The 26,726-nt window shown below is 59.4% G+C and carries 24 protein-coding genes; 12 read left to right on the top strand and 12 right to left on the bottom strand.

Going from position 1 to position 26,726, the window contains the following annotated elements; genetic code table 11:
- Positions 1-97 precede the first annotated feature (97 nt).
- Positions 98-1,303: an aminotransferase class V-fold PLP-dependent enzyme gene (locus LOY56_RS05065; RefSeq protein ID WP_258620302.1), complete on the top strand. Its 1,206-nt coding sequence runs from the start codon at positions 98-100 to the stop codon at positions 1,301-1,303.
- On the top strand, positions 1,300-1,704 hold the full coding sequence (locus LOY56_RS05060) for a SufE family protein (RefSeq protein WP_258620300.1): 405 nt from the start codon (positions 1,300-1,302) through the stop codon (positions 1,702-1,704). The genes LOY56_RS05065 and LOY56_RS05060 overlap by 4 nt, the downstream gene beginning before the upstream one ends.
- Before the next feature lie 112 nt (positions 1,705-1,816).
- On the opposite strand, the gene tcdA is transcribed toward LOY56_RS05060, so the two are convergent.
- Positions 1,817-2,626 carry a tRNA cyclic N6-threonylcarbamoyladenosine(37) synthase TcdA gene (tcdA, locus tag LOY56_RS05055; RefSeq protein ID WP_408980352.1) on the bottom strand — a complete coding sequence of 270 codons (810 nt, stop codon included), beginning with the start codon at positions 2,624-2,626 and terminating at the stop codon, positions 1,817-1,819.
- Positions 2,627-2,855: 229 nt separating this feature from the next.
- Between tcdA and LOY56_RS05050 the strand changes: the two genes are divergently transcribed.
- The 4 genes from LOY56_RS05050 (at position 2,856) to LOY56_RS05035 (ending at position 8,039) form a co-directional block, all read left to right on the top strand.
- Entirely contained in the window at positions 2,856-5,444 is a 2,589-nt protein-coding gene (locus tag LOY56_RS05050; protein ID WP_258620296.1) for a glycosyltransferase, read from the top strand.
- Positions 5,445-5,639: 195 nt separating this feature from the next.
- Complete coding sequence (gene dapE / locus LOY56_RS05045; RefSeq protein WP_258620294.1) at positions 5,640-6,791, top strand: succinyl-diaminopimelate desuccinylase; 1,152 nt, start codon at positions 5,640-5,642, stop codon at positions 6,789-6,791.
- Positions 6,791-7,600 (top strand): putative RNA methyltransferase, encoded by an 810-nt coding sequence (locus tag LOY56_RS05040; protein WP_258620292.1) that lies wholly within the window; start codon positions 6,791-6,793, stop codon positions 7,598-7,600. Before dapE ends, LOY56_RS05040 begins: the two co-directional genes overlap by 1 nt.
- 61 nt (positions 7,601-7,661) lie before the next feature.
- Positions 7,662-8,039, top strand: a complete 378-nt coding sequence (locus LOY56_RS05035; RefSeq protein WP_258620291.1) for a hypothetical protein — start codon at positions 7,662-7,664, stop codon at positions 8,037-8,039.
- Positions 8,040-8,178: 139 nt separating this feature from the next.
- Here LOY56_RS05035 and LOY56_RS05030 read toward each other — a convergent pair whose 3' ends face one another.
- Positions 8,179-8,388 (bottom strand): cold-shock protein, encoded by a 210-nt coding sequence (locus LOY56_RS05030; protein ID WP_007964248.1) that lies wholly within the window; start codon positions 8,386-8,388, stop codon positions 8,179-8,181.
- 236 nt (positions 8,389-8,624) lie between these two features.
- Here LOY56_RS05030 and plsB point away from each other — a divergent pair, with 236 nt between their 5' ends.
- The 3 genes from plsB to LOY56_RS05015 are packed head-to-tail and all read left to right on the top strand — an operon-like array spanning position 8,625 to position 12,309.
- On the top strand, positions 8,625-11,129 hold the full coding sequence (gene plsB / locus LOY56_RS05025; protein ID WP_258620288.1) for a glycerol-3-phosphate 1-O-acyltransferase PlsB: 2,505 nt from the start codon (positions 8,625-8,627) through the stop codon (positions 11,127-11,129).
- Positions 11,130-11,180: 51 nt separating this feature from the next.
- Positions 11,181-11,579, top strand: a complete 399-nt coding sequence (locus LOY56_RS05020) for a YbaY family lipoprotein (protein WP_258620287.1) — start codon at positions 11,181-11,183, stop codon at positions 11,577-11,579.
- 40 nt (positions 11,580-11,619) lie between these two features.
- Complete coding sequence (locus tag LOY56_RS05015; protein WP_258620286.1) at positions 11,620-12,309, top strand: DUF4197 domain-containing protein; 690 nt, start codon at positions 11,620-11,622, stop codon at positions 12,307-12,309.
- A 67-nt stretch (positions 12,310-12,376) separates the two neighbouring features.
- On the opposite strand, the gene LOY56_RS05010 is transcribed toward LOY56_RS05015, so the two are convergent.
- Positions 12,377-12,766 (bottom strand): DUF6124 family protein, encoded by a 390-nt coding sequence (locus tag LOY56_RS05010; protein ID WP_063342627.1) that lies wholly within the window; start codon positions 12,764-12,766, stop codon positions 12,377-12,379.
- Positions 12,767-13,532: 766 nt separating this feature from the next.
- Between LOY56_RS05010 and LOY56_RS05005 the strand changes: the two genes are divergently transcribed.
- Positions 13,533-14,783 (top strand): IS256 family transposase, encoded by a 1,251-nt coding sequence (locus tag LOY56_RS05005; protein WP_258615961.1) that lies wholly within the window; start codon positions 13,533-13,535, stop codon positions 14,781-14,783.
- Between the two features lie 136 nt (positions 14,784-14,919).
- On the opposite strand, the gene LOY56_RS05000 is transcribed toward LOY56_RS05005, so the two are convergent.
- On the bottom strand, positions 14,920-17,991 hold the full coding sequence (locus tag LOY56_RS05000; RefSeq protein ID WP_258620285.1) for an efflux RND transporter permease subunit: 3,072 nt from the start codon (positions 17,989-17,991) through the stop codon (positions 14,920-14,922).
- Between the two features lie 6 nt (positions 17,992-17,997).
- Positions 17,998-19,098, bottom strand: a complete 1,101-nt coding sequence (locus LOY56_RS04995; protein ID WP_258620284.1) for an efflux RND transporter periplasmic adaptor subunit — start codon at positions 19,096-19,098, stop codon at positions 17,998-18,000.
- A gap of 93 nt (positions 19,099-19,191) precedes the next feature.
- Between LOY56_RS04995 and LOY56_RS04990 the strand changes: the two genes are divergently transcribed.
- On the top strand, positions 19,192-19,827 hold the full coding sequence (locus tag LOY56_RS04990; RefSeq protein WP_258620283.1) for a TetR/AcrR family transcriptional regulator: 636 nt from the start codon (positions 19,192-19,194) through the stop codon (positions 19,825-19,827).
- A gap of 130 nt (positions 19,828-19,957) precedes the next feature.
- On the opposite strand, the gene LOY56_RS04985 is transcribed toward LOY56_RS04990, so the two are convergent.
- Positions 19,958-20,740 carry a class I SAM-dependent methyltransferase gene (locus LOY56_RS04985; RefSeq protein ID WP_258620282.1) on the bottom strand — a complete coding sequence of 261 codons (783 nt, stop codon included), beginning with the start codon at positions 20,738-20,740 and terminating at the stop codon, positions 19,958-19,960.
- 93 nt (positions 20,741-20,833) lie between these two features.
- Between LOY56_RS04985 and LOY56_RS04980 the strand changes: the two genes are divergently transcribed.
- Complete coding sequence (locus LOY56_RS04980) at positions 20,834-21,454, top strand: energy transducer TonB (RefSeq protein ID WP_258620281.1); 621 nt, start codon at positions 20,834-20,836, stop codon at positions 21,452-21,454.
- Positions 21,455-21,475: 21 nt separating this feature from the next.
- On the opposite strand, the gene LOY56_RS04975 is transcribed toward LOY56_RS04980, so the two are convergent.
- From LOY56_RS04975 to adk, 6 genes are all read right to left on the bottom strand, one after another.
- Positions 21,476-22,297 carry an oxaloacetate decarboxylase gene (locus tag LOY56_RS04975; protein ID WP_258620280.1) on the bottom strand — a complete coding sequence of 274 codons (822 nt, stop codon included), beginning with the start codon at positions 22,295-22,297 and terminating at the stop codon, positions 21,476-21,478.
- 135 nt (positions 22,298-22,432) lie between these two features.
- On the bottom strand, positions 22,433-23,293 hold the full coding sequence (locus LOY56_RS04970) for a DUF72 domain-containing protein (RefSeq protein WP_258622566.1): 861 nt from the start codon (positions 23,291-23,293) through the stop codon (positions 22,433-22,435).
- The gene (locus LOY56_RS04965; RefSeq protein ID WP_258620279.1) at positions 23,290-23,595 is read right to left on the bottom strand and encodes a hypothetical protein; all 306 of its coding nucleotides are present in this window, start codon (positions 23,593-23,595) and stop codon (positions 23,290-23,292) included. The genes LOY56_RS04970 and LOY56_RS04965 overlap by 4 nt, the downstream gene beginning before the upstream one ends.
- A 177-nt stretch (positions 23,596-23,772) precedes the next feature.
- Entirely contained in the window at positions 23,773-25,023 is a 1,251-nt protein-coding gene (locus tag LOY56_RS04960; RefSeq protein ID WP_258617963.1) for an IS256 family transposase, read from the bottom strand.
- 110 nt (positions 25,024-25,133) lie between these two features.
- Positions 25,134-25,808: a tRNA (adenosine(37)-N6)-threonylcarbamoyltransferase complex dimerization subunit type 1 TsaB gene (gene tsaB / locus LOY56_RS04955; protein ID WP_258620278.1), complete on the bottom strand. Its 675-nt coding sequence runs from the start codon at positions 25,806-25,808 to the stop codon at positions 25,134-25,136.
- A 93-nt stretch (positions 25,809-25,901) separates the two neighbouring features.
- Positions 25,902-26,549 (bottom strand): adenylate kinase, encoded by a 648-nt coding sequence (gene adk / locus LOY56_RS04950; protein ID WP_038979124.1) that lies wholly within the window; start codon positions 26,547-26,549, stop codon positions 25,902-25,904.
- Positions 26,550-26,726 lie beyond the last annotated feature (177 nt).

Here is a 26,726-nt window from a genome sequence, read left to right as displayed (position 1 = left end):
GGCGTCACAGGATCACCTGATCTTGTAGGAGCGAGCGATGCGGCGTTCCTACAAGGTTTGGCGTTCCACCCGCCCATGTTCACCAGGGCCCGATAGCATGATGATTCCCTCTCCCTGGCGCGCCGATTTTCCGGCCATCGCCGCATTGCAACGGCAAGACCAGACTTATCTGGACAACGCCGCCACCACGCAAAAACCTCAAGCCCTGCTGGATGCCCTGGCGCATTACTACGCCAATGGCGCGGCCAACGTGCATCGGGCTCAACACTTGCCCGGCGCTCATGCCACCCAGGCGTTCGAGGACAGCCGCAGCAAAGTTGCGCAATGGCTCAATACCGGCGATTGCGGGCAGATCATCTTTACCCACGGCGCGACGTCCGCGCTGAACCTCCTGGCCTATGGCCTGGAACACGTATTCAATCCGGGCGATGAAATTGTCATCAGCGCTCTGGAGCACCACGCCAACCTGTTGCCGTGGCAGCAACTGGCCCACCGTCGCGACTTGAAGCTGGTGATCCTGCCGCTGGATGCCGACGGTTTGATTGACCTTGAAGCCGCCGCTCGCCTGATCGGCCCACGTACCCGCCTGCTGGCGGTCAGTCAGCTGTCCAACGTGCTCGGCGCCTGGCAGCCGTTGCCCGCGTTATTGGCGATGGCCAAAGCGCACAACGCGCTGACCGTGGTCGACGGCGCTCAAGGCGTGGTGCATGGCCGGCATGACGTGCAGGCGTTGGGTTGCGACTTCTATGTATTTTCCAGCCATAAGCTCTACGGCCCCGATGGCCTGGGTGTGCTGTTCGGTCGTCATGAAGCGCTTGAGCAGTTGCGTCCGTGGCAGTTCGGTGGCGAAATGGTGCTGGATGCCAACTACCACGACGCACGCTTTCGTCCCGCACCACTGGGATTCGAGGCGGGTACGCCGCCGATTTCCAGCGTGATTGGCCTGGGTGCGACCCTGGATTATCTGGCGGGGCTCGAGCAGGACGCCGTGTCTGCCCATGAAGCGGCGCTGCATGACTATTTGCTCAAAGGCCTTGAAGCGCGCAATGGCATTCGCCTGCTGGGCAAGCCGCAACTGGCCCTGGCCAGTTTTGTCGTCGAGGGTGTGCATAACTCGGATCTGGCGCATTTGCTGACCGAACAAGGAATCGCCGTACGCGCCGGTCATCATTGCGCCATGCCGTTGCTCAAGAGCTTTGAACTGGCTGGGGCGGTTCGGGTGTCGTTGGCGTTGTACAACGATTCCGAAGACCTCGAGCGCTTTTTTGAAGCGCTGGATCAAGCCCTGGAGTTGTTGAGATGACCTTGCCCGCCGATGCCGTCACCGCGCTGGATACTTTTCAGCAAGCGGCGAGTTGGGAACAGCGGGCTCGGTTGCTGATGCAATGGGGCGACCGCCTGCCGGCGTTGAGCGATGTGGATAAAGTCGAGGCCAACCGCGTGCATGGCTGTGAAAGCCAGGTCTGGCTGGTGGGTGCGCTGCAGGACGATCATTGGCAGTTCAGCGCCAGCAGCGATGCGCGGTTGATTCGCGGGTTGGTGGCGCTGTTGCTGGCGCGGGTCAATGGTTTGTCCGCCGCCGAGTTGCAAGAGGTGGATTTGCCGGAGTGGTTTAATCAGCTGGGGCTGTCGCGGCAGTTATCGTCGTCGCGCAGTAATGGCCTCAATGCCGTGTTGCAGCGGATGCGTGAGCTGGCGCACTGATCGTTCCCACGCTCCGCGTGGGAATGCCTCCACGGACGCTCCGCGTTCGGCTGTGAAGGGACGCAGAGCGTCCCGGGCTGCATTCCCACGCAGAGCGTGGGAACGATCGGTGTCAGGCAGGCTTGACCCGATCCGCCGGGCGCCGAACCCCCGCCACAATCTTATCCACAGCCTTGGTCGCCGCGACCATGCCGAACGTCGCCGTTACCATCATCACCGCGCCAAAGCCCCCGGCGCAGTCGAGCTTCACGCCGTCACCGACAAAACTCTTTTGCAGGCAAATGCTGCCATCCGGTTTCGGGTAGCGCAGTTGCTCGGTGGAAAACACGCAGGGCACGCTGTAGTGGCGGGTCACGGTGCGGGAGAAGCCGTAGTCGCGACGCAATGTAGAGCGTACTTTCGACGCCAGCGGATCGTTGAACGTGCGGTTCAAGTCGCAGACCTGGATCAGTGTCGGGTCGATCTGCCCGCCCGCGCCGCCGGTGGTGATGATCTGAATCTTGCGTCGCTTGCACCAGGCGATCAGCGCGGCTTTGGCATTGACGCTGTCGATGCAATCGATCACGCAGTCGATGTTCGGCGTGATGTACTCGGCCATGGTTTCACGGGTGACGAAGTCCGCCACCGCGTGCACCGTGCAGTCCGGGTTGATCCCGCGCAGGCGCTCGGCCATCACCTCGACCTTGGGCTTGCCGACAGTGCTGTCCAGCGCATGCAGTTGCCGATTGACGTTGCTGACACAGACGTCATCCAGGTCGAACAGCGAAATCTCGCCCACGCCACACCGGGCAACCGCTTCCGCCGCCCAGGAACCGACGCCACCGACGCCGACGATCGCCACATGGGCCGCGCGCAAACGCTCAAGGCCGTCGATACCATACAAGCGGGCGATGCCAGCAAACCGTGGATCTTCTGTACTCATGACCATTACCCCAAAAACCGGCGCGCATTATAGGACGAATGCAGCGGCAAGTTTTAAGCTTCAAGCGACAAGAGTAAGAACTTAAGTGAAAGTTAACTGCCCAATATCGGGCATTTCCCTGTCCGCTGTACGATCAGTGAATGCCCAGTGTAGGATGCGCGCCCCCGCCCCTTGGCAGCCGGCCGCCGACCGTTCCTTCGTTCAGCAGCCCCTGGAACCTGAAATAGCTATGTCATCGCGTAAATTTGGACTCAACCTGGTCGTGGTTCTTGCAATCGCCGCCTTGTTCACCGGTTTCTGGGCGCTGGTCAATCGCCCCGTCACCGCCCCCAACTGGCCGGAACAGATCTCCGGCTTTTCGTACTCGCCGTTCCAGCAAGGCCAGTACCCACAGAAAGAGCAGTATCCGAGCGACGATGAAATGCGTCGTGACCTGGAGATCATGAGCAAGCTGACGGACAACATCCGTACTTACTCGGTCGATGGCACGTTGCAAGACATTCCCAAACTGGCCGAAGAGTTCGGTCTGCGAGTGACCCTCGGGATCTGGATCAGCCCGGACCAGGAACGCAACGAGCGCGAGATTCTGCGCGCCATTGAACTGGCTAACACTTCCCGCAGCGTGGTTCGCGTGGTTGTAGGTAACGAGGCGATCTTCCGTAAGGAAATTACCGCCAAGGATCTGAGCGTAATCCTCGATCGTGTCCGTGCCGCCGTGAAAGTGCCCGTGACCACGTCCGAGCAGTGGCACGTCTGGGAAGAAAACCCTAGCCTGGCCAAGCACGTCGACCTGATCGCGGCTCACGTTCTGCCCTACTGGGAGTTCGTTCCGGTGGACAAGGCCGGTCAGTTCGTTCTCGACCGCGCCCGTGATCTGAAAAAAATGTTCCCGAAAAAGCCGCTGCTGCTCTCCGAGGTCGGCTGGCCGAGCAACGGCCGCATGCGCGGTGGCGCCGATGCGTCGCCGGCAGACCAGGCGATTTACCTGCGCACATTGGTCAACAAGCTCAACCGTCAGGGTTTCAACTACTTCGTGATCGAAGCGTTCGACCAACCGTGGAAGGCCAGTGACGAAGGTTCGGTGGGCGCGTACTGGGGCGTGTTCAACGCCGCGCGTCAGCAGAAATTCAACTTCGAAGGTCCGGTCGTCGCGATCCCGCAATGGCGGGTGCTGGCTATCGGTTCAGTAGTGTTGGCATTGCTGTCGCTGACCCTGCTGATGATCGACGGCTCGGCCCTGCGCCAACGTGGCCGCACCTTCCTGACTTTTATCGCGTTCCTCTGCGGTTCGGTATTGGTTTGGATCGGTTATGACTACAGCCAGCAATACAGCACCTGGTTCAGCCTGACGGTGGGTTTCTTGCTTGCCCTCGGTGCACTCGGGGTGTTTATCGTTCTGCTGACCGAGGCCCATGAATTGGCCGAAGCGGTCTGGACCCACAAACGCCGGCGCGAATTCCTGCCGGTCGTGGGCGAATCGGACTACCGACCGAAAGTGTCGATTCACGTACCTTGCTACAACGAGCCGCCGGAGATGGTCAAACAGACCCTCAACGCCCTGGCCAACCTCGACTATCCGGACTTCGAAGTCCTGATCATCGACAACAACACCAAAGACCCGGCGGTCTGGGAACCGGTGCGCGATTATTGCGAAACCCTCGGCCCGCGCTTCAAGTTCTTCCACGTGGCACCGTTGGCCGGTTTCAAGGGTGGCGCGCTGAATTACCTGATTCCGCACACCGCCAAAGATGCCGAAGTGATTGCGGTGATCGACTCGGACTACTGCGTCGACCCGAACTGGCTCAAGCACATGGTGCCGCACTTCGCCGATCCGAAAATCGCCGTGGTGCAGTCGCCACAGGATTACCGCGACCAGAACGAAAGCACCTTCAAGAAGCTTTGCTACGCGGAGTACAAAGGCTTCTTCCACATCGGCATGGTCACCCGCAACGACCGTGACGCGATCATTCAGCACGGCACCATGACCATGACCCGGCGCTCCGTGCTCGAGGAACTGGGCTGGGCCGACTGGTGCATCTGTGAAGACGCCGAGTTGGGTCTGCGCGTGTTCGAAAAAGGCCTGTCGGCGGCGTACTACCACGACAGTTACGGCAAAGGCCTGATGCCCGATACCTTTATCGACTTCAAGAAGCAGCGTTTCCGCTGGGCCTACGGGGCGATTCAGATCATCAAGCGCCATACCGCCAGCCTGCTGCGCGGCAAGGACACCGAACTGACCCGTGGCCAGCGTTACCACTTCCTCGCGGGCTGGTTGCCGTGGGTCGCGGATGGCATGAACATCTTCTTCACCATCGGCGCGTTGTTGTGGTCGTCGGCGATGATCATCGTGCCGCAACGGGTCGATCCACCACTGCTGATTTTCGCGATCCCGCCATTGGCGTTGTTCGTGTTCAAGGTCGGCAAGATCATCTTCTTGTACCGCCGTGCGGTCGGGGTCAACCTCAAGGATGCGTTCTGCGCGGCATTGGCCGGGTTGGCGTTGTCGCACACCATCGCCAAAGCGGTGCTGTACGGTTTCTTCACCAGCAGCATTCCGTTCTTCCGTACCCCGAAAAACGCCGATAACCACGGCTTCTGGGTAGCCATTTCGGAAGCGCGCGAAGAGATGTTCATCATGCTGCTGTTGTGGGGCGCGGCGTTGGGGATCTTCCTGGTGCAAGGCCTGCCGAGCAACGACATGCGCTTCTGGGTGACCATGTTGCTGGTGCAGTCGCTGCCATACCTGGCGGCGCTGATTATGGCGTTCTTGTCTTCGCTACCAAAACCGGTGGCTAAGCCAGAACCTGCAACGGCGTAATCCGTTATTAGATAACGTCAAACGGCGGCCTTCGGGTCGCCGTTTTGCTTTAGAATGATCGCCCTTTTCAATGCCAACACACTCGGTAGGAGCTGCCGAAGGCTGCGATCTTTTGATTTTCAGAATCAGGATCAAAAGATCGCAGCCTTCGGCAGCTCCTACAGGTTTATCGTGCTGTACACATCGGAGCTTTCCATGACGGCCCACGCCGACCTTTCGCCGACCCTTCAACTCGCCATCGACCTGATCCGCCGTCCGTCCGTGACGCCGGTCGACGCCGATTGCCAGAAGCAGATGATGCAGCGCCTGGGCGATGCCGGTTTCACACTGGAACCGATGCGCATAGAAGATGTGGATAACTTCTGGGCGACTCACGGTAAACAGGAAGGTCCGGTGCTGTGCTTCGCCGGTCATACCGACGTAGTGCCGACCGGCCCGGTAAGCGCCTGGCAGATTGAGCCGTTCAACGCGGTGATCGACGAGCATGGCATGCTCTGTGGCCGTGGCGCGGCAGACATGAAAGGCAGCCTCGCCTCCATGACGGTGGCGGCCGAGCGCTTTGTCGCCGACTACCCGGACCACAAGGGCAAGGTTGCGTTCCTGATCACCAGCGACGAGGAAGGCCCGGCCCATCACGGCACCAAGGCTGTGATCGAACGCCTCGCCGCCCGTAAGGAACGTCTGGACTGGTGCATCGTCGGCGAACCGTCGAGCACTACCCTGGTGGGTGACGTGGTCAAGAATGGCCGTCGCGGCTCCCTCGGCGCCAAATTGACCGTGCGCGGTGTGCAGGGTCACGTGGCTTATCCACACCTGGCGAAGAACCCGATCCACCTCGCTGCCCCGGCGCTGGCCGAATTGGCCGCCGAGCATTGGGACCACGGCAACGACTTCTTCCCGCCGACCAGCTTCCAGATTTCCAACGTGAATTCCGGCACTGGCGCGACCAACGTGATTCCGGGTGAATTGGTGGCGGTGTTCAACTTCCGTTTTTCCACCGAGTCCACCGTCGAAGGCCTGCAAAAACGCGTCGCCGACATTCTCGACAAGCACGGTCTGGACTGGCACATCGACTGGGCGCTGTCCGGCCTGCCGTTCCTCACCGAACCGGGCGCCCTGCTCGACGCCGTGTCGGCGAGCATCAAGGACATTACCGGTCGCGAAACCACAGCCTCCACCAGCGGCGGTACTTCCGATGGGCGTTTCATCGCGACCATGGGTACTCAGGTGGTCGAACTGGGCCCGGTCAATGCGACGATCCACCAGGTCAACGAGCGCGTACTGGCGGCCGATCTCGATGTGCTGACCGAAATCTACTACCAGACCCTGATCAAGTTGCTCGCCTGATGCTTGCGTGTCCGATCTGCAGCGAACCGCTGAACGCGGTGGACAACGGCGTGGCTTGCCCCGCCGGGCATCGTTTCGACCGTGCGCGACAGGGTTATTTGAACCTGTTGCCAGTGCAGCACAAAAACAGCCGCGACCCTGGGGATAACCTGGCGATGGTCGAAGCCCGTCGCGACTTTTTGAACGCCGGCCATTACGCGCCGGTGGCCAAGCGTCTGGCGGAACTGGCGGCGCAGTACGCGCCCCAGCGCTGGCTGGACATCGGTTGTGGCGAGGGTTACTACACCGCGCAAATCGCCGAAGCGTTGCCCAATGCCGACGGATACGCCCTGGACATTTCCCGCGAAGCGGTCAAACGCGCCTGCAAACGCAATCCGCAGCTGACCTGGTTGATCGCGAGCATGGCGCGGGTGCCGTTGACCTCAGGCAGCTGCCAGTTTCTCGCCAGCGTTTTCAGCCCGCTGGACTGGGAAGAGGCCAAACGCTTGCTCAGCCCCGGCGGCGGCTTGATGAAAGTCGGGCCGACCAGCGGCCATCTGATGGAATTGCGCGAGCGACTGTACGACGAAGTGCGCGAGTACACCGACAACAAGCATTTGGCGCTGGTGCCGGAAGGCATGGCGCTGCAGCACAGCGAAACCCTGGAATTCAAACTGACGCTGGAAAGTGGTCAGGATCGTGCGAACCTGTTGGCCATGACACCCCACGGCTGGCGCGCGAGTGCCGAACGCCGGACGGCGGTTATCGAACAGGTCGAGCCGTTCGAGGTCACCGTGTCGATGCGCTACGATTATTTTGTTCTTCAATAACCCCAAATTTTGACCCGCTAAATCCGCGAATGGATTTTTCAGACCCGCAGTGAGGACATCCATGCGCCAACCCGATATCGAGATTTACCTGAAAGACGCCGACGTCGACTACAAGGCCATCGCGGCCTGGCTCGGCGCGGCTTTAGGCCCGTGCACCGACTGGGTGCAGAAAGGCCAGACTTACAAGTGCAAGGCCGGCAACGTGCCGGTCACCTGGCTGCCGAAAGCCGTCGGCAAATGGAACAGCCTGTACCTGGAAAGCGACCAGACCCCATGGGAAGACGACATCGCCTGCGCCCGCGCCGCGTTTGCCGCACTGAACGTCGAAGTGCGTTGCGCACCGGGCACTTGGGTCGAGGAAGAAGGTGAAGAGACGGCGGATCGCTGGATGCGCATCAGTGCTGATGGTGAAGAAGAAATCACCTGGAAAACCGCGTAATCCACGTTCCCATTTGATCGTTCCCACGCTCTGCGTGGGAATGCAACCCGGGACGCTCCGCGTCCCTTCAAAAGCCGAACGCAGAGCGTCCGTTGAGGCATTCCCACGCAGAGCGTGGGAACGATCTTCAGGAATGGGTTTACAAACCCACCACATCCTCAGCCTGCAAGCCCTTCTCGCCGGTCACCACTGCATACTCAACCTGCTGACCTTCAGTCAGCGAGCGATGCCCTTCGCCGCGGATCGCGCGGTAGTGCACGAACACGTCCACCCCGTCCTCGCGCTGAATGAAGCCATAGCCCTTGGCGTCGTTGAACCACTTCACATTGCCGGTTTCGCGTGTTGCCATTTGTTCATACTCCCTTTTTATTATTGATCGGGCTTTTCGCAGGAAAGCCTCGGGAACGTCAGCCTGCGCATACCGGTCCCATGAAGGCAACGGCGACAGAGCGCCGAGTATATGACAGGCACCAAAACTCTCAATAGGAGTTTACTTCGCTGCTTTTTTGCCGATTTTCGACGAATCCGGCACACTGTCGGCCTCCCGAGCAACTGCTCGGTTTAATTCACTCACGCAGAAGCCGTATGACCCGTTCCCCGTTCCGCCGTCTTGTGTTTGGCACCCTGCGCCGACTGCTGTACCTCTGGGTTCGCTCGGAGACGATCAACCAGTCGTCGTTCACCCTCAACCTCGACCGCAGCCGGCCGGTGTTTTACGTCCTGCAAAATCCTTCACTGACCGACCTCGCCGTGGTCGATACAGAATGCAGCAAGGCCGGCCTGCCCCGACCGGTATTACCGGTATCGGTGGGTGCGTTGGTGGAACCCGCCGCGTTCTTTTACCTGACGCCGGAGCCCGACTGGCTCGGCCGTCAGGACAAGCGCGGTGCGCCACCGACCCTCACTCGTCTGGTCAGCGCCCTGAGCCAGAACGCCGCCGAAGACGCGCAGATCATTCCGGTCAGCGTGTTCTGGGGCCAGTCGCCGGACAGCGAGTCGAGCCCGTGGAAACTGTTGTTCGCCGACAGTTGGGCGGTCACCGGGCGTTTGCGTCGGCTGCTGAGCATCATCGTGTTGGGGCGCAAGACCCGGGTGCAGTTCTCGGCACCGATTCATTTGCGTGAACTGATCGCTCACAATAAAGGCCACGAGCGCACCGTGCGCATGGCCCAGCGGATCCTGCGGGTGCACTTTCGCAACCTGAAAGCCGCGGTGATCGGCCCGGATATTTCCCACCGTCGCAACCTGGTCAAAGGCCTGCTCAATCAGCCGCTGGTCAAGCAAGCGATCCTTGACGAAGCCGAACGCGAAAACATTTCCCCGGAAAAAGCCAAGGCCCAGGCCCTGCGCTACGGCAACGAGATCGCCTCGGACTATACCTACACCGCGATCCGCTTTCTGGAAGTGGTGCTGAGCTGGTTCTGGAACAAGATCTACGACGGGATCAAGGTCAACCATATCGAAGGTGTGCAAAAAGTCGCCCAAGGTCACGAAGTGATCTACGTGCCATGCCACCGCAGCCACATCGACTATTTGCTGCTCTCCTATCTGCTGTTCCGCAACGGCCTGACCCCGCCGCACGTTGCCGCCGGGATCAACCTCAACATGCCGGTGATCGGCAGCCTGCTGCGCCGTGGCGGCGCGTTCTTCATGCGCCGTACCTTCAAGGGCAACCCGCTTTACACCTCAGTGTTCAACGAATACCTGCATACCCTGTTCACCAAAGGCTTCCCGGTCGAGTACTTCGTCGAGGGCGGCCGCTCGCGCACCGGGCGCATGCTGCAACCGAAAACCGGGATGCTCGCGATCACTCTGCGCAGCTTCCTGCGTTCGTCGCGCATGCCGATCGTCTTCGTGCCGGTGTACATCGGCTACGAGCGCGTGCTGGAAGGCCGCACCTACCTCGGCGAATTGCGTGGCGCGAGCAAGAAGAAAGAATCGATCTTCGACATCTTCAAAGTCATCGGCGCGCTCAAGCAGCGCTTCGGTCAGGTTGCGGTCAACTTCGGTGAGCCGATCAAACTGGCGGAATTCCTCGACAGCGAACAGCCAGATTGGCGCCAACAGGAACTTGGTCCGCAGTTCAAACCGGTCTGGCTCAACGAAACCACTAACCGCCTCGGCGAGAAAGTCGCACAGCATTTGAATGAAGCGGCGGCGATCAACCCGGTGAATCTGGTGGCCCTGGCGTTGTTGTCCACCAGCCGTCTGGCCCTGGACGATCGCGCCATGGCGCGGGTACTCGATCTGTATCTGGCGCTGTTGCGCAAGGTTCCCTACTCCTCGCACACCACCCTGCCGGAGGGCGACGGTCGGGCGCTGATCGAGCACGTGAAGGACATGGATCTGTTGTCCGAGCAAAGCGATGCGCTGGGCAAGATTCTGTACCTGGACGAACAGAACGCCGTCCTGATGACCTACTACCGCAACAACGTGCTGCACATCTTCGCGTTGCCGTCGTTGCTGGCGAGTTTTTTCCAGAGCACCTCGCGCATGAGCCGCGAGCAGATCCTGCGCTACACCCACGCGCTGTACCCGTACTTGCAAGCGGAGCTGTTCATTCGCTGGTCGCTGGACGAACTCGATGGCATGGTCGATCAATGGCTCGAAGCCTTCGTCGAGCAAGGCCTGCTGCGTTTCGAGAAAGACGTGTACCTGCGTCCGGCGCCGAGCTCGCGGCATTTCGTGCTGCTGACGCTGCTGTCGAAAAGCATTGCCCAGACCTTGCAGCGCTTCTACATGACCGTTTCCTTGCTGCTCAACAGCGGCCAGAACAGCCTCAGCGCCGAAGAACTTGAAGACCTCTGCACCGTCATGGCCCAGCGCCTGTCGATCCTCCACGGCCTGAACGCCCCGGAGTTCTTCGACAAGAGCCTGTTCCGTCACTTCATCCAGACCATGCTGGACCTCGACGTGCTGCGTCGCGACGAGGCCGGCAAGTTGAGCTATCACAAACTGCTCGGTGAACTGGCCGAAGGCGCGGCCAAACGGGTATTGCCGGCCGAGATTCGCTTGTCGATCCGTCAGGTGGCGTTGCATCGCAGTGAAGATGCTGCGGACCAAGTCGCGACTCCAGCGCAGAGCGTCTAAATTCCTACAGGCGCCAGGCTTCTTCTGGCGCCTTTGATACGGAGATCTTCGATGAAAAAACGCTCTCTTGTCCTGCTGACTGCCCTGCTCGGTGCCTGCCAGTCGACACAACCGACCGCCAACGCCAGCCTCGACGGCGAAGTGTTCTACCTGCAACGCATTGCTCTGCCACCGAGCGCGATCTTGAGCGTCAGCTTGCAAGATGTGTCTCTGGCCGACGCACCGGCGGTAGTGCTCGACGAGCAGAAAGGCCCGGTCAAAGGCCAGGTGCCGTTGCCGTTCCATTTGAGCGACGATCCGGCGCAGGTCAAACCCGGCCATCGCTATTCGGTCAGCGCGCGTATCGAAGTGGACGGCAAGCTGATGTTCATCACCACTGAAAATCATGCCGTGCAACTGGATGGCAAAGACCCGCAACCCCTGAAAATCCGCGTCGATGCAGCCCGCTAACGCTTTTTTCTGAACCTTTTTTAAGAACAAGGAAGCCGCCATGCTCCGCCCTACCCTTCGCTTCGCCGGCCTGTGCGCAGGCTTGATGATCTGCGCCAACGCCCTGGCAGTGTCTCTCAGCGACCTGTCGCAACAAGACGCCACCGGCGGTCTCAAGGACGCCCTCACCCAAGGCGCGCAACTGGCCGTCAAACAACTCGGCACACCCGGCGGCTTCAGCAACAACCCGGACGTGAAGATCGAACTGCCAGGCAAGTTGGGCAAAGTCGCCAAAAAAATGAAACAGTTCGGCATGGGCGATCAGGTCGATCAACTGGAAACCAGCATGAACAAAGCGGCTGAAACGGCCGTGACGCAGGCTCAGCCGATTCTGGTGGATGCGGTGAAGAAGATGACCGTGGAAGATGCCAAGGGGATCCTCAGCGGCGGCAAGGACTCGGCCACTCAGTACCTGAGCAAAACCAGCCGCGAGCAGATCCGCACCAAGTTCCTGCCGATCGTCAAACAAGCCACCGACCAGGTCGGCCTGGCCCAGCAATACAACTCGTTCGCCGGGCAAGCGGCGACACTGGGTGTGCTGGATGCAAAAAGCGCCAACATCGAAAGCTACGTGACCGAGCAGGCGTTGAACGGTTTGTTCGAGATGATCGGCAAGCAGGAAGAAACCATTCGCCAGAACCCTGCGGCGGCGGCGACCAGTTTGGCGAAGAAGGTGTTTGGTACGTTGTAATTTTCCAAGTGCAACTCATCACGAAAAGCCCGCTGACCTTTAAAGGTTCAGCGGGCTTTTTTTTGCGCTACTGTTGCGGATCCAGATTATCCAGCACGCGATTTACCGACAACTCCGCCAGTGAAATCATCTGTTGAATCCCCAGCACCAAGTTGCACGTGGGGCCGGTCAGGTCGAAGGCTAACTCACTGGCCATGACATTGGCTGTGGCAAGGGTTTCACAGGCATGAGCCAGGAGAGTTTCGGAATCGACGTTTGGACCGATGACGAAAATCGTACTGGGACGACGATCGGCTTTGGCCTTTTTTTCGGCCGCAGGGGCGAGGTAGTGATCGAGCGCGCGGATTGCCGCGTCGTGGAGTTTCCTGGAATTGAGGAAAGCGTAGGGAGAAACGGGATCAGTTTCTGTTTCTATTTCTGGTTCTGCTTCGGGGGGATTTGGACTGTCTTTGATCATTGTGTAGCTCCTGAAGTAATGGAGCTGCCACCGATCGCTGCGAAACGAATTTAAGGTGGCAGCTGTACGCAGGTTCGCAGACCGGGACTTCAGGAACCCGGCATACCCGAAGGTATCCCGCGCACAGCCGCCATAACACAGGCATAAAAAGCGCCCGCTTTCGGATGGTGGACGCTGAGCGTCTGAAGTTTAACCGGGCTGCGAAACCCGGTCGCTGCTTTTTGCAGCGACGGTCCAAGGCTAGGGGTCGCGCTTCCGACAGACAACCTGAAAAACTTGTCGGATGTTTCCTTTATGTTTGATCGTTTATAAACAATGCCTGGAGCGATGAGCTATCAAACTGGTTGGCTGTCAGGCCGCCTTCGCGGGCAAGCCTCGCTCCTACAAGTGGGGTGGCGTATGTCTGAGAGAGATTGGTCGGTTGTCAGGCCGTCTTCGCGGGCAAGCCCGCTTGTATGGTAGGACTTGAAGGGAGGAGGAGGGGAGGTGTTCATCTGGGGATTGGCGCGCAGCGCCGTTCGACGCAGTCGAACCCATCGCATGTAGGTCGTAGCGAAGCAGACCGTAGGGCGATGCCCCCAGATGGATACCGGAGCGAAGGAACGCCGAGCCTCAGCGAGGGCCGGACGCTTGGGGCGAGACCTTTTGGTTCCTTTTGGCTGGGCCGGCATTCCGGGCGTTTGCCAAAAGGGACTCGCCGTAGAGGGTGTCCTGAGGTTTGTGTAAACGGTCATTAGGCGCACACTGCCTTTCCCAAGGAGTCTCAATGACCGAGCCCAAGCGCACTAAACGAGTCAAACCCGATCCTGAACTGGTAAAGCTGGCCGACAGCCTGTTGGCCAACTACCGAAAACCCGAAGATCTGATCGGCGAAAATGGCCTGCTCAAGCAGCTCACCAAGATGCTCGTCGAACGAGCCCTGGAAGCTGAAATGACCGAGCACCTGGGGCATGACAAAAGCGCAGCCGTTACCAATGCCGAAGGAAATGCTCGCAACGGCCATAGCGGTAAGACGCTCAAGGGCGACTTTGGCGAGCTACCGCTGGAGATTCCCCGTGATCGCCAGGGAATGTTCGAGCCCCAGCTAGTTTCCAAGCACCAGACGCGTTGGACCGGCTTCGATGACAAGGTCATTTCGCTGTACGCCCGAGGGATGACTGTTCGGGAAATTCAGGGGCACCTGCAGGAGATGTACGGCACAGAGGTCTCTCCTAGCCTCATCTCGGCGATTACCGACGCCGTTAGCGAAGAGGTCAAAGTCTGGCAATCGCGTCCTCTGGACGAGCTCTATCCGATCCTCTACCTCGATTGCATTCACGTCAAAGTGCGCGACAGTGGCGCGGTCAGAACCAAGGCGGTTTACTTGGCCATTGGCGTCAATATGGACGGTCGAAAAGAAGTTCTAGGATTGTGGATCGCACAGACTGAAGGTGCCAAATTCTGGCTGCAAGTAGTCACAGAGCTTAAAACACGCGGGGTAAAAGACATCTTTATCGCCTGCGTGGATGGGCTCAAGGGCTTTCCTGAGGCGATCGAAGTGGTCTATCCGCAAGCCTCGGTTCAACTGTGCATCGTGCATATGGTGCGCAACAGCTTGAAGTTCGTATCGTGGAAGCATCAACGCGAAGCCGCTGCCGACCTCAAGCTTATTTACCGCTCGACGACGGTTGAAATGGCCGAGCAAAAGCTGACCGATTTCGAGGCCAAATGGGATGATCGATACCCTCTGATCAGCCAGTCATGGCGCAAAAACTGGGCGAGGGTCATACCTCTATTCGATTATCCACCTGAGATACGGACGGTGATCTATACCACCAACGCCATCGAGTCGATCAACATGAGCTTGCGCAAGGTCACCAAAAGCAGAGCCTCATTCCCGACTGATGACGCGGTTATGAAGCTCTTTTATCTGGCGCTGAATAACATCAGCAAGAAGTGGACAATGCCAATCAGGGACTGGGCGGGGGCCTTGAACCGGTTCAGTATCCAGTTCGAAGACCGGCTTTTGCAGGATTAACAGCAACGCCGTTTACACAGAATCCCGTACACCCCCTCGCCGTAGGGGCGAAACAATAAGCCGCCATCACCGCAGCAACGGATATGCCCCCCACCAACAACAGCATGGTCGGCCCGAAGGCCGCCAAGATCAAAGATCACACCGGCTCTTGCTTGACCCTGAACCAAGCCGCATACAACGCCGGCAAAAACAGCAACGTCAACGCCGTCGCCACAATCAGCCCACCCATGATCGCCACCGCCATCGGCCCGAAAAACACACTGCGCGACAATGGAATCATCGCCAACACCGCCGCCAACGCCGTCAGCACAATGGGTCGGAACCGCCGCACCGTCGCCTCGATAATCGCCTGCCAAGGCTTAAGCCCGGCAGCGATATCCTGCTCGATCTGATCCACCAGAATCACCGAGTTACGCATGATCATCCCGGACAAGGCGATCGTCCCGAGCATTGCCACAAAACCGAACGGCTGGCGGAACACCATCAGAAACAGCGTCACACCAATCAGCCCCAGTGGCGCCGTCAGAAATACCATCACCGTGCGTGAGAAACTGCGCAGTTGCAGCATCAGCAACGTCAGCACCACCACGATAAACAGCGGCACGCCAGCGTTCACCGAATCCTGCCCGCGCGTCGAGTCTTCCACCGTACCGCCGACGTCCAGCAGATAGCCGTCCGGCAGTTCGGCGCGAATCGGATCGAGGGTCGGCATGATCTGTTGCACCAGTGTCGCCGGTTGTTCCTTGTCATAGATATCGGCGCGAACCGTCACATTGGGCAGACGGTTACGGTGCCAGATGATGCCTTCCTCAAAGCCATATTCCAGCGTGGCAATCTGCGACAGCGCCACACTGCGACCATTGTCGGTCGGCACGGCCAGACTTGGTAGCAACCCCAGCTCGGTGCGCTCATGCACAGTGCCGCGCAACAGGATCTCGATCAACTCGTTGTCTTCGCGGTACTGGCTGACGCTGGCACCGGTCAGCGAGCTTCGCAGAAACGCCGAGAGGTTCGCCGTGCTCACACCCAGCGCCCGCGCGCGGTCCTGATCGACGTTCAGGTAAACGACTTTGCTCGGTTCCTCCCAGTCCAGATGCACGTTAACCACGTGTGGGTTTTCGCGAACCTTGGCCGCGACTTTGCGCGCCAATGCGCGGACTTCCTCGATGTGTTCACCGGTGACCCGAAATTGCACCGGATAGCCAACCGGCGGGCCATTCTCCAGCCGCGTGACTCGCGAGCGCAGGGCCGGGAACTGCTCATTGAGGGTTTCAATCAGCCAGGTGCGCAGGATTTCGCGATCCTCGATGGTCTTGGCCAGCACAACAAACTGCGCAAAGCTCGCCGCCGGAAGTTGCTGATCCAATGGCAGGTAGAAACGCGGCGAACCGGTGCCGACATACGCCACGTAGTTGTCGATCCCGGCGTGATCCTTGAGCAGGCCTTCGAGGCGTTTGACCTCATCGCTGGTGTTGCTCAACGACGCACCTTCGGCCAGTTTCAGGTCGACCATCAACTCCAGTCGCCCCGAAGCCGGGAAGAACTGCTGCGGCACGAAACGGAACAGCACCACTGATGCGACGAACATCACGATGGTCAGGACGATCACCGTTTTGCGCCGGCGCACGCACCATTCCACCAGCCGTCTGACACGCTGGTAGAACGGCGTGCCATAAGGGTCGGGTTGGCCGTCGCCGATGCCATGTTTGGCGGCGTGAATTTTCGCCAGGTCCGGCAGGAGTTTTTCCCCCAGATAAGGCACAAAGACCACGGCCGCCACCCACGACGCCAACAACGCGATGGTCACCACCTGGAAGATCGAACGGGTGTATTCGCCGGTGCCCGATTGCGCGATGGCAATCGGCAGGAAACCGGCAGCAGTTATCAACGTACCAGTGAGCATCGGGAACGCGGTGCTGGTCCAGGCATAGCTGGCGGCTTTGACCCGGTCGAAGCCCTGCTCCATTTTGATCGCCATCATTTCCACGGCGATGATCGCATCGTCCACCAGCAACCCCAGCGCCAGCACCAGCGCGCCAAGGGAAATCTTGTGCAGGCCGATCCCCAGGTAATACATGCAGGCGAAAGTCATCGCCAACACCAGCGGAATTGCCAGCGCCACGACCATGCCGGTGCGCACACCGAGGGAGAAGAAACTCACCAGCAATACAATTGCCAGGGCCTCCACCAACACCTGAACGAACTCGCCGACACCGGTTTTCACCGCGGCGGGTTGATCAGACACTTTGCGCAACTGCATGCCGGCCGGGAGGTTTTTCTGGATTCGGGCGAATTCGACTTCCAACGCCTTGCCCAGTATCAGAATGTCGCCCCCCTCCTTCATGGCCACGGCCAGACCGATGGCGTCTTCAGCCATGAAACGCATGCGCGGTGCCGGTGGATCGTTGAAGCCACGACGCACATTCGCCACATCGCCGATACGGAACGTGCGATCGTCGACGCGGATCGGGAAGTTCTTGATCTCATCGACCGTCTGAAAATTCCCCGAGACCCGTAGCTGCAAACGCTCGCTGGTGGTTTCGAAGAAGCCAGCGGTGGACATCGCGTTCTGCTCTTCAAGTGCCTGCTGCACCACCGTCAACGGCAACCCGAGGGTGGCCAGTTTGACGTTGGACAGTTCGATCCAGATCTTCTCGTCCTGCAGTCCGAGCAGGTCGACCTTGCCCACATCCTTGACCCGTTGCAGCTGAATCTGGACACGGTCGGCGTAGTCCTTGAGCACCGCGTAATCAAAACCTTCGCCGGTCAGGGCGTAGATGTTGCCGAAGGTGGTGCCGAACTCATCGTTGAAGAAGGGTCCCTGGATGCCCGGTGGCAGGGTGTGGCGAATGTCGCTGATTTTTTTGCGGACTTGATACCAGAGCTCCGGGATTTCCACCGAGTGCATGGAGTCCCGAGCCATGAACGTCACCTGGGACTCGCCCGGGCGGGAGAACGAGGCGATCCGTTCGTACTCGCCGGTTTCCATCAGTTTCTTTTCAATACGCTCGGTGACCTGACGCGACACCTCCTCGGCCGTGGCCCCTGGCCAGTTGGTGCGGATCACCATGGCTTTGAAGGTGAACGGCGGGTCTTCGCTTTGGCCGAGCTTGGTGTAGGACAACGCGCCGACGACGGCCAGCAAGAGCATCAGGAACAGGACGATCTGGCGGTTACGCAGCGCCCATTCGGAAAGATTGAAACCCATCGGGGATTACTCCTTGTGCGCCAGATTGACCACGCGGTTGGAGCGATCCACCGGGCGCACTTGCTGCCCGTCGTGAAGCACATGAACACCGGCCACCACCACCCAGTCGCTGGCGTTCAGGCCTTCGAGCACCGGCACGGTTTTCTCGCCGAATGCACCGACCCGCACCGGGGCTTTTTTCAAGGTATTGTTGGCACCGAGTACCCACACATAAGTAGCACCATTTTCCGCGGTGACCGCCGACAGTGGCACCGACAACGCCACTACTTCGGCGGTCCGGATAAACACCCGGGCGCTCTGGCCAAGTTCAGCCGGAACCTTGCCGGCGGTGAATGCAACGCGGGCAGCAAAGGTGCGGGATTTCGGATCGGCCGCTGGCGACAATTCACGGATGTGTCCGGGGAAACGTTGATCGGGCTGGGTCCAGAGTTCCACCGAGACGGGCTGACCGACCTTGAAGCGACCGAAGCTCTGCTCCGGCAAACTGATCACTACTTCACGCTCGCCATCGGTGGCAAGGGTAAATACGGTTTGCCCGGCCGCCACCACCTGCCCGACTTCAACTGCACGTTTGGCCACCACGCCGTCCTGCGGCGCGCGCAGCACCGCGTAACTGGCCTGATTGGTCGAGACATTGAATTCGGCTTTGATTTGCTTGAGGCGTGCTTCACCGGAGCGGTAGAGGTTTTCCGCGTTGTCATACTGCGAACGGCTGACCATCTGCCGCTCCATCAGGGTTTTGTAGCGATCACGCTCGGCGCGCACCAGGCTCAGGTTGGCTTCGGCGGCCGCGACCTGCGCACGGGTGGCTTCCAGTTGCAGGCGCACGTCTTGAGGATCGAGCTCCGCCAAGGGTTGGTCAGCCTTGACCCGCTGCCCCTCTTCGACCAGTCGTCGGCTGACTTTGCCGCCAATACGGAAGGCCAGGTCCGGCTCATAGCGCGCGCGAACTTCACCGGGAAAACTTTCCATGGCCTGGGCCGAAGGCTCTGGCTGTACGACCATGGCCGGGTGGACGGTGGTTTGAGGCGACTCTTCATGACCACACGCAGACAATAAAAAAGCCAGACTGACCGGCAATGCGAGGGACAAGGCATAGCGGAACATGGTGAAGGACCTTTCGCTAATGGAGCTTGGAATATTTATACTGGCCGGTATGTTATTAATAGCAAACTCACCAGTCCAGTATTAAAGCGAAGAATGTCGAACAATCTTTCAACACCCAATGGTCCTGGCCGTCCCAAAGATCTGGCCAAGCGCCAGGCAATCCTCGATGCGGCGAAAATCCTGTTTCTGAGTAAGGGTTACGCGAACACCAGCATGGACGCCGTGGCGGCCGAGGCCGGCGTGTCGAAGTTGACGGTCTACAGCCATTTCAATGACAAAGAGACGCTGTTTGCCTCCGCGGTAATGGCCAAGTGCGAGGAGCAACTGCCAACGCTATTTTTCGAATTGCCGGACGGCATTGAGGTGGAAACCGTGCTGCTGAATATCGCGCGCGGTTTTCATCAATTGGTTAACAGCGACGAATCGGTGAACCTGAGCCGGCTGATGATAACGTTGGGCAGCCAGGACCCGAAACTCTCGGTAATCTTCTTCGAGGCCGGGCCGGAGCGCGTACTGCACGGCATGGAGGGGTTGTTGAGCAAGGTTAATCAGAGCGGCGCGTTGAGCATCGATAAACCGCGTAATGCGGCTGAGCATTTCTTTTGTCTGCTCAAGGGTGCGGGTAATTTCCGGTTGCTGTATGGCTGCGGCGAGCCGGTGACCGGGGATGCGGCGGAAGCCCATGTACGGGACGTGGTGGGGTTATTTATGCGGGCTTATCGGCCCTGATTCGGCGTGATGATCGTTCCCACGCTCTGCGTGGGAATGCAGCCCGGGACGCTCCGCGTCCCTTTCGGAGCGGACGCAGAGCGTCCATTGAGGCATTCCCACGCAGAGCGTGGGAACGATCAGTATCGAATCAGGGCTTGAGCGCTTTCTTCGGGTAAATGTCGTATCGGCTGGACTTGCCATCCAGCGCATGACTCGGCTTCGGCCCGTCGATGCACGGCGCCTTGCGCGGGCGTTTGACCACCACCCGATGACTGGCCAGGGCCAACGCCGCTTCGAGCAATGCAGGGGCATCCGGATCATCGCCTACCAACGGCCGGAACAGGCGCATTTCCTTCTTCACCAACGCCGTTTTCTCGCGATGGGGAAACATCGGGTCGAGGTAGATCACCTGCGGCGGCTCGCCTTCCCAGTTGCGCATTACCTCGATCGAATTGCCCTTGAGCAAACGCATGCGCGCCACGATCGGCGCCACGTCGAAATCCTCCGCGCCGCGCGCCAGGCCATCCTCAAGCAAGGCACCGATCAGCGGCTGGCGCTCGATCAGGCTCATCTCGCAGCCCAGGCTGGCCAGCACGAAAGCGTCCTTGCCCAACCCCGCCGTGGCGTCCAGCACGCGCGGGCGCACGCCTTGGGCGACACCGACCGCTTTGGCGATCATCTGACCGCTGCCGCCACCGTATAGCCGACGATGGGCCGCGCCGCCCTCGACGAAGTCCACCCGCACCGGTCCCGGTGCATCCGGCCCCAGTTGTTGCAGCTGCAACCCCTGCTCGCCCACCTGCAAGGCAAACTCGCCGTCGTCCACCTGCAACGGCAATCCCAGGCGCTCGGCCCATTGTTCGGCCTGTGGCTGGAAGGTCGTGCCCAAGGCCTCGACATGGATGCGGCAGACCGCAGGTTGCTCAATCATGGGGAAACACGCTCAAAAAATTAATGATCGGCAAAAACGGCCGATAACCAAACTATCGAGCATTTTGCCAGAGCTGAGCGTCGACCGAGAGAAATGTCAGACATTCAACGCACATCGATAGGTTACATCTCGCCCCACGGCGATTTTGGCCTGCGAAATTCCCAAGCACTGAGCGGCGTCAGTCACCTGTGGCAGGATTTTTTTGCCCAGGCCCTGGCCGATCAGTCGGGCGATGTCGTGCCGGAGTCTCTCAACTTTCCGCCGGTCGATCTCGACAGCCCGGTCGAACCGACCGTTGGCAGCGAGCTGCTGGCGCACATCGTTTCCCAGCGCGAATGTGATGTGACAGAAACCGTAGTCCGCCCGCCAGAGCCACTGTTCCTGCCGATTGCCGAGTTCGAAATGGACCTGGCCGACAAACCGTTCCCGCCGTTCCCGCCGCAAGAAATCGTCGCGCAACAGAAACAACAGGACTTCGACAGCGGCTGGGTACGCCCGATCGTGCTCACCGCCGGTCAACCGCTGCCAGAACCTGGCACCGCAGCGCAACCACGTGCGCTGCACTTGCCGATCGCCGAGTTCGAACTCGAGCTGCTGGACAAGCCGTTCCCGCCGTTCTCACCGGAAGAATTGGTGGAACAACAGAAACAATTCGATTTCGATAACGGCTGGGCACGCCCGATCGTTCTGCAGAACCTGCGCATCGCCGCATAATCCTTCGGCGGCCCGACTTCGTCAGCCTTTGAACAATTGATTAGCCTTCTGGAACGGCATCGACCGGGAGGTGAAGCCGAAAGTTCCGTGCTGCTGGATTTCCTCGGCGGCGCGCAAGAATTCGCCATACGCCGCCAGGGCCAGGGCCGAACCGACGCTGATGCGTTTGACGCCCATTTCACTCAACTGCTCCACCGTCAGCTTGAGCCCGCCGGACATCAACACATTGACCGGTTTCGGCGCCACGGCACGGACCACCGCCAAGACCTCTTCAGCGCTGCGCAGGCCCGGGGCGTAAAGCACGTCGGCCCCTGCCTCGGCGAACGCCTGCAAGCGGCGAAGGGTATCGTCGAGGTCAGGATTGCCGTGCAGAAAGTTCTCGGCACGCGCCGTCAGCACGAAGGGAAAAGGCAAACTGCGAGCCGCCGCGACGGCCGCTTCGATACGCGCCACGGCATGCTCGAAGCAGTAGATCGGACCGTCCTCACGCCCGGTGGCATCTTCGATCGAACCGCCGACGGCACCGGCCTTTGCCGCACGCAGAATACTTTGAGCGCAGTCGGCAGGGGCGTCGGCAAAACCGTTTTCGAGGTCCACCGCGACCGGCAGGTCAGTGGCCGCGACGATTGCTTCAACGTTCGCCAGGGTTTCGTCGAGCGTCAGCCCACCATCGGGACGGCCCCGGGAGAAGGCATAACCGGCGCTGGTGGTCGCCAGTGCCTCGAAGCCAAGGCTGGCGAGCATCTTCGCCGAGCCGGCGTCCCAAGGGTTGGGAATGACAAAAGCGCCCTGGCGTTCGTGCAATGCTTTGAACGCCAGGGCTCGAAGGGTTTGCGCATCCATTGGCAAGCTCCTGAAAAGGGAAAAGATAAACCGCTTTTTGTAGAAGCCAGCGGTGCGGCAAGTCGGATCGCCGCACCGCTGGCTCCTACAGGTCCGACTTGCCCGTAATTGACACGCATTGGGAAAAAACCCGCTTCAGAGCAAGTCAAGTTGCTCGGCGGCGGGCTCTCTGTATAGCTCAGGCAGCGGCGGCAAGCCAGGCAAACGCAGCATCAGTTGTGCGTGAAAACGTTGTGCCAGTTTCGCTGCCAGCAGGTTATCGGCGGTGTGCAGGAAGATATAGGGCGTGCGGCCCTCTTCGATCCAGACGGCGATTTTCTCGACCCACGGCACCAGGAACGGATCGTTGGCTTCCAACTGCGGATGGCCGATGAAACGCACCTGTGGGAATTGAGTAAATGCAGCAGGTCGAGGCGGCACCCTGGGCTTTTTCGATTGGGCGTGGAGCACCGAAGGATCGGTCGAGGTGCAGCTGAACAACGCTCGTGGATCGAGGCAGATGCGCTCGACACCGCGGTCCAGCAATAGGCGATTGAGCATCCGTTCGGCATCGCCCTTGGCGAAGAATTCGTCGTGTCGCACTTCGACTGCCAAGGGCCGGTCCAGCGCGTCGATAAAACCGGCCAGCTCGGACAAGCGCTGAGGCGTGAAGCTTTTCGATAATTGCAGCCAGAGGGGAGAAACCCGTCCACCCAGAGGGCTGAGCAAATGCAGGAAGGTTTCGGCGGCGGTCAGTTGTTCGCGCAGGTCGCCGCTGTGACTGATGTCGCCAGGGAACTTGGCGGTGAAGCGGAAGTGTTCGGGCATGGTTTCGGCCCAGCGCTGCACGGTGGCGGCAGAGGGGCTCGCGTAGAAGGTCGTATTGCCTTCCACGGCGTTGAACACTTGGGAGTAAAGATTGAGAAACTCGGCGGGCCTGGCGTCTTGCGGATACAAGTAATTACGCCAGGCGTTTTCACTCCAGGACGGGCAGCCGAGGTAGTAAGGCAGCATCAGATGTACAGGTCGAGACCCAGTACATCCGCATCCCAATCGACAAACGTGGCGGTGCTCAGGTAACTGGCCAGTGCCATCGCCACGCTTTTGCTCATCGCGCGGTGATAGATCATGTCTTGTTGCCGCGCGGGCAGATTGCTCAGGCGTTGCGCGGAGGCTTTGGCGGTGCGGGCGGCCAATTGCTCTTCGGTGGGGAATTCCAGCTCGCCGTCGATATCAACGTAGTCGTCATCCGCCACAGGGCCTTTGCGGGGCTTGCGCTTGATGGGGTAGGACTGGGAGGAAACGCCGTCTATACGCATGAGTACATGTCCGGTATCAATGATGGCAGCTTAGTGGCACATCGCCCACTTCGCAAACTGCCGAGTGATAACTAGAACACATAAAAGCGAAAAGGTTTAAAAGCGGGGGGTAGAAAACTGACGATTGGCTGCGGTTGGAACGGGGGTGTACGGGATTCTGTGTAAACGGCGTTGCTGTTAATCCTGCAAAAGCCGGTCTTCGAACTGGATACTGAACCGGTTCAAGGCCCCCGCCCAGTCCCTGATTGGCATTGTCCACTTCTTGCTGATGTTATTCAGCGCCAGATAAAAGAGCTTCATAACCGCGTCATCAGTCGGGAATGAGGCTCTGCTTTTGGTGACCTTGCGCAAGCTCATGTTGATCGACTCGATGGCGTTGGTGGTATAGATCACCGTCCGTATCTCAGGTGGATAATCGAATAGAGGTATGACCCTCGCCCAGTTTTTGCGCCATGACTGGCTGATCAGAGGGTATCGATCATCCCATTTGGCCTCGAAATCGGTCAGCTTTTGCTCGGCCATTTCAACCGTCGTCGAGCGGTAAATAAGCTTGAGGTCGGCAGCGGCTTCGCGTTGATGCTTCCACGATACGAACTTCAAGCTGTTGCGCACCATATGCACGATGCACAGTTGAACCGAGGCTTGCGGATAGACCACTTCGATCGCCTCAGGAAAGCCCTTGAGCCCATCCACGCAGGCGATAAAGATGTCTTTTACCCCGCGTGTTTTAAGCTCTGTGACTACTTGCAGCCAGAATTTGGCACCTTCAGTCTGTGCGATCCACAATCCTAGAACTTCTTTTCGACCGTCCATATTGACGCCAATGGCCAAGTAAACCGCCTTGGTTCTGACCGCGCCACTGTCGCGCACTTTGACGTGAATGCAATCGAGGTAGAGGATCGGATAGAGCTCGTCCAGAGGACGCGATTGCCAGACTTTGACCTCTTCGCTAACGGCGTCGGTAATCGCCGAGATGAGGCTAGGAGAGACCTCTGTGCCGTACATCTCCTGCAGGTGCCCCTGAATTTCCCGAACAGTCATCCCTCGGGCGTACAGCGAAATGACCTTGTCATCGAAGCCGGTCCAACGCGTCTGGTGCTTGGAAACTAGCTGGGGCTCGAACATTCCCTGGCGATCACGGGGAATCTCCAGCGGTAGCTCGCCAAAGTCGCCCTTGAGCGTCTTACCGCTATGGCCGTTGCGAGCATTTCCTTCGGCATTGGTAACGGCTGCGCTTTTGTCATGCCCCAGGTGCTCGGTCATTTCAGCTTCCAGCGCTCGTTCGACGAGCATCTTGGTGAGCTGCTTGAGCAGGCCATTTTCGCCGATCAGATCTTCGGGTTTTCGGTAGTTGGTCAACAGGCTGTCGGCCAGCTTTACCAGTTCAGGATCGGGTTTGACTCGTTTAGTGCGCTTGGGCTCGGTCATTGAGACTCCTTGGGAAAGGCAGTGTGCGCCTAATGACCGTTTACACAAACCTCAGGACACCCTCGTTGGAACACTTTGTGGCGAGGGAGCTTGCTCCCTCGCCACAGGAATTAACGCGCTTTCGGGGTCGCAACTTTATCGCGCAGATACACCGGCTGCGCCTCATCAGCCACGATCGCTTCACCGCGTTCCCAGGCGAAACGCGCCAGGGTCAACAGGTCTTCGGCGTGGGGCAGCATGCCCGCATCCTGCCCGCTCAGGTTGACGGCAATGCGCTCGGAATATCCCCAACCGGTGCCCGCGCCGAACCACTCGCCACTGGCATCGGCCGGCAACGCAGCGGCTTCCGGTGGCAATACAGCTTCGTTGCCCACCAACCGCATCTCCCCCGCCGTTTCGCGGTAGCAACCCCAATACACCTCATCCATGCGCGCATCGATGGCCGCTGCGACCTGGCTGACGCCGTGTTCGCGATAAGCCCGCTGGGCGAGTACGGCGAGATTGGAGACCGGCAACACCGGACGATCCAACGCAAATGCCAGACCTTGCACAACGCCAATGGCGATCCGCACACCGGTGAACGCGCCCGGCCCACGGCCGAACGCAATGGCATCGACCGCTTGCAGCGTGGTGCCGGCATCGGCCAGCAGTTGCTGGATCATCGGCAGCAGCTTCTGCGCATGCAGGCGCGGGATCACCTCGTAATGACTCGTGACTTTGCCGTCATGCAGCAAGGCAACGGAGCAAGCTTCAGTCGCGGTGTCCAGGGCCAGCAAGGTGCTCATCGATGTTTCCGTAAGAGAGGTCAGAAAAAGTGCGCCAGTATAAACAACTACGGCCCGCAAGCGGGCCGTAGAAGATGAAGCCGATCAGACTTTTCAGCTCAGTGCTTCAAGCACCTTGCCAGTGATCGCTTCAACCGAGCCAACACCCGGGATATGGCTGTATTTCGGTTTGCCCTTATCAGCGGCCAGACCTTGGTAGAACTCCACCAGTGGTTTGGTCTGGGAGTGGTAGACGGACAGGCGATGACGCACGGTTTCTTCGGTGTCGTCCTTGCGCTGCACCAGCTCTTCGCCGGTGATGTCGTCTTTGCCGGCAATTTTTGGCGGGTTGTAGACGGTGTGGTACACGCGGCCGCTGGCCTCGTGAACGCGACGACCGGCGATACGCTGAACGATTTCTTCGTCATCGACGGCGATTTCGACCACGTTGTCCAGCTCCACGCCAGCTTCTACCAGCGCTTCAGCTTGCGGAATGGTGCGCGGGAAACCGTCGAACAGGAAACCGTTGGCACAGTCAGGCTGCGCGATACGGTCCTTGACCAGGGCGATGATCAGATCATCGGAGACCAGACCACCGGCATCCATGATGCCTTTGGCTTTAACACCCAGCTCGGTACCGGCTTTTACAGCAGCACGCAGCATGTCGCCGGTGGAGATTTGTGGAATGCCGAATTTCTCGGTGATGAACTTAGCCTGAGTACCTTTACCGGCCCCGGGAGCTCCCAGCAGAATGACGCGCATCGATGTGCTCCTCAATTTTTTATATAGATAACGTCAGATTCGCCTCGTGGGGCCAATCTCAAAAATAGGATCGCGACCGCCCAAACGGCCAAAGGCTGATCAAGATACACAGCAGGCCCGGCCCACACAAGCCGCCGAAAGTCGGAGAAACCCGCATCTGACGAGCCCCTGCGAAGG

Source organism: Pseudomonas sp. B21-048 (genome assembly GCF_024748615.1).
GTDB lineage: Bacteria > Pseudomonadota > Gammaproteobacteria > Pseudomonadales > Pseudomonadaceae > Aquipseudomonas.
Note: the sequence above shows the minus strand (reverse complement) of the source record. Positions and strands in the feature narration are given on the sequence as shown.

Bases quoted from the DNA above. Each gene is read 5' to 3' on its own strand.
- LOY56_RS04960 (WP_258617963.1), bottom strand. From the start codon at position 25,023: ATGACCGAGCCCAAGCGCACTAAACGAGTCAAACCCGATCCTGAACTG.
- LOY56_RS05010 (WP_063342627.1), bottom strand. From the start codon at position 12,766: ATGATCAAAGACAGTCCAAATCCCCCCGAAGCAGAACCAGAAATAGAA.
- LOY56_RS04990 (WP_258620283.1), top strand. From the start codon at position 19,192: ATGTCGAACAATCTTTCAACACCCAATGGTCCTGGCCGTCCCAAAGAT.
- plsB (WP_258620288.1), top strand. From the start codon at position 8,625: ATGACCCGTTCCCCGTTCCGCCGTCTTGTGTTTGGCACCCTGCGCCGA.
- LOY56_RS05065 (WP_258620302.1), top strand. From the start codon at position 98: ATGATGATTCCCTCTCCCTGGCGCGCCGATTTTCCGGCCATCGCCGCA.
- LOY56_RS05005 (WP_258615961.1), top strand. From the start codon at position 13,533: ATGACCGAGCCCAAGCGCACTAAACGAGTCAAACCCGATCCTGAACTG.
- LOY56_RS05040 (WP_258620292.1), top strand. From the start codon at position 6,791: ATGCTTGCGTGTCCGATCTGCAGCGAACCGCTGAACGCGGTGGACAAC.
- LOY56_RS05020 (WP_258620287.1), top strand. From the start codon at position 11,181: ATGAAAAAACGCTCTCTTGTCCTGCTGACTGCCCTGCTCGGTGCCTGC.
- adk (WP_038979124.1), bottom strand. From the start codon at position 26,549: ATGCGCGTCATTCTGCTGGGAGCTCCCGGGGCCGGTAAAGGTACTCAG.
- LOY56_RS05060 (WP_258620300.1), top strand. From the start codon at position 1,300: ATGACCTTGCCCGCCGATGCCGTCACCGCGCTGGATACTTTTCAGCAA.
- LOY56_RS04980 (WP_258620281.1), top strand. From the start codon at position 20,834: ATGTCAGACATTCAACGCACATCGATAGGTTACATCTCGCCCCACGGC.
- LOY56_RS05000 (WP_258620285.1), bottom strand. From the start codon at position 17,991: ATGGGTTTCAATCTTTCCGAATGGGCGCTGCGTAACCGCCAGATCGTC.
- LOY56_RS04965 (WP_258620279.1), bottom strand. From the start codon at position 23,595: ATGCGTATAGACGGCGTTTCCTCCCAGTCCTACCCCATCAAGCGCAAG.
- LOY56_RS05035 (WP_258620291.1), top strand. From the start codon at position 7,662: ATGCGCCAACCCGATATCGAGATTTACCTGAAAGACGCCGACGTCGAC.
- tsaB (WP_258620278.1), bottom strand. From the start codon at position 25,808: ATGAGCACCTTGCTGGCCCTGGACACCGCGACTGAAGCTTGCTCCGTT.
- LOY56_RS05050 (WP_258620296.1), top strand. From the start codon at position 2,856: ATGTCATCGCGTAAATTTGGACTCAACCTGGTCGTGGTTCTTGCAATC.
- LOY56_RS04995 (WP_258620284.1), bottom strand. From the start codon at position 19,098: ATGTTCCGCTATGCCTTGTCCCTCGCATTGCCGGTCAGTCTGGCTTTT.
- LOY56_RS05030 (WP_007964248.1), bottom strand. From the start codon at position 8,388: ATGGCAACACGCGAAACCGGCAATGTGAAGTGGTTCAACGACGCCAAG.
- LOY56_RS04985 (WP_258620282.1), bottom strand. From the start codon at position 20,740: ATGATTGAGCAACCTGCGGTCTGCCGCATCCATGTCGAGGCCTTGGGC.
- tcdA (WP_408980352.1), bottom strand. From the start codon at position 2,626: ATGAGTACAGAAGATCCACGGTTTGCTGGCATCGCCCGCTTGTATGGT.
- LOY56_RS04975 (WP_258620280.1), bottom strand. From the start codon at position 22,297: ATGGATGCGCAAACCCTTCGAGCCCTGGCGTTCAAAGCATTGCACGAA.
- LOY56_RS05015 (WP_258620286.1), top strand. From the start codon at position 11,620: ATGCTCCGCCCTACCCTTCGCTTCGCCGGCCTGTGCGCAGGCTTGATG.
- dapE (WP_258620294.1), top strand. From the start codon at position 5,640: ATGACGGCCCACGCCGACCTTTCGCCGACCCTTCAACTCGCCATCGAC.